The organism is bacterium, from assembly GCA_040757115.1.
Lineage (GTDB): Bacteria > UBA9089 > CG2-30-40-21 > CG2-30-40-21 > SBAY01 > JBFLXS01.
The window spans coordinates 4488-6708 of the sequence record JBFLYA010000206.1 but is presented as its reverse complement, the minus strand read 5'-3'; the positions used below and the strand labels follow the sequence as shown (position 1 = coordinate 6708).

Annotated in this window: 1 protein-coding gene; it reads right to left on the bottom strand. The window is 35.2% G+C overall.

What is annotated here, in order from left to right:
- Window positions 1-159: 159 nt before the first annotated feature.
- Window positions 160-2221: adenylate/guanylate cyclase domain-containing protein (locus AB1422_14885; protein MEW6620597.1), on the bottom strand; the 2062-nt coding region annotated here is incomplete at its 5' end.

The window sequence follows — 2221 nt, the reverse complement described above, 5'->3', positions numbered from 1 at the left end:
CAGAGGGCAGAAGGCAGAGGACAACAGGAGAAAAACCCTTCAGCCTAATTACGGACATGGAAAACGGACACGATTTACGAATTTTCAGTGTTTCATCCGTGTCCATCTGTGGCTGAATAGTTACCACTCAACAAAATATCCATTAATTCGAGGAGACATTTACAATTCTTTCAGCGCCAATAATTCATATATCTTGACGGCATTTTGTTTTCCTTTGACAGTTTCTTTCCCTAACTCCTTCACTTTTACTTTATCTTTTACCTGTTGATAGGTGAATTCACTGATAATAATATTGGTGTGAAATTTTTTATTTATACCTTCTAACCTTGCCCCCAAATTAACATTATCTCCAATAATGGTATAATCTTTTTTCAACTCAGAACCCATATTCCCAACAACCATTTTACCCGTATTAATTCCAATGCCGATATTAAAAGTAGGCTGGCCTTTTTTAATCCGTTCTTCATTAAGTTTATGAAGCTCATTCATCATATCTATAGCGGTGCGACAGGCTCTTTCTGCATGGTCGATTTGCCCTTCTAACGGTGCACCATAAAAAGCCATAATTTCATCTCCAACATATTTGTCGAGTGTTCCATCATATTTAAAGACAATTTCTGTCATCCGCTGAAGGTATTCATTCAGGAGAAAGACGACATCCTTTGGCGGAAGGCTTTCTGATAAGCTGGTAAAATCGCGAATGTCTGAAAATAGAACGGTTAATTCCTTTTCTTCTCCCCAAAGTTTTAATTTCTCCGGGTCCTTAATAATCTCTTCAACGACCGTGGCATTGACAAAGTGCTGAAAAGCCTCTTTTATTCTTTTTCGTAGATTCTCCACAATAATATATTGAGATATTAAAATAATAAAATAGCTCATAACAATATTTAGACCAGGTCGAAATATCTCTATCCAGATACGGTGTAAATTAAATAGATATATCGCCCCTAATAAATAAATAATGAGTATTTCTAATGTAAAAATTGCTCCCCAAAATGGTTTTAATTTTGGTATGACCACACCGATAAGAGCCGATAGAAAAATCATAATAATTAGATTTACCGCAAAAGACGGAACTTGCAAGAAAGAACGGCTTAAGATATTATCAATAATATTGGCATGAATTTCAACACCAGGATAAATAGAAGAAAATGGTGTTACCCGCAGGTCCATTAACCCAGCCGCCGTAGAACCAATTAAAATTATCTTATCCTTAAAAACCTCTGGCTCGATAATTGGCTTCATCCTTTCCTCTATTAAACAATGAGAGGCAAAAAGAAGATAATATGAATAGTATTTATATGTTTTTATCCCCCCTTTATAATTTATAAACATTGTTCCATCTTCATTGATTGGAATTTTAACCTTTTTATCTAAATAAACTCCATCCCCCGGAACAAGTTTAATCTTTTGGACATCAAGCAAATTCATTGTTACCGCTAAAGATAGGGATGGATAAAACCGCTTATTAAAATTAATTAAGGTATATGCCCTCCGAACGGGACCATCCTCGTCAGGAATCATATTTATATGCCCAACACCTTTGACCGCTTTACAAAGTAAAGGTAGTGGTGGTGTCACACCATCAAATCTTTTAATTGCCTTAAAATCAGGGTTAAATTCAAGTGGCACCGCAAATTTATTTATCCAATCACAAGAAACATAATCAACTTCTCCTTCATCTGCTTTGGATTGAAATATATCGGCAAGATAAACATTTTCTGTTTCTCGGGCGCTTTCAGCTAATATCCTATCATAGTCCTGATAGAATGAATTTATTATCTCCTTTATTCTATCTGTTTTATTGGTTTGGATTAACTCGTCTATTTCCATAATTGCCTGGTTTACATCTTCTTTTTCAACCATAGACTTACTTGTTTCTGTAAAAAGGACATCAAAGACAACTGCCTTTGCCTGGCTTAAATATTTAATTAATCCGCTATGCACCTCTCTGGTCCATGGCCATCTTCCATACAAATCCTCCATTTGCCTGATACTTTCCTCATCAATATCAATAATCACAATATTACTTCTTGCCTCTTTCGGGTCGGATAAGAGCCTGAAGCGATAATCCAGGGTTTTTCTTTCAAAGGTATTAAAAATGTCTTCAAAAGGCAATGAGGTAAACAGAATAAATCCTAAAACAACCAGAGATAAACCCACTCCTAAAAGGTATTTATACCGTTTCCATAATTTATAAAATAATCTTTGCATTAATACC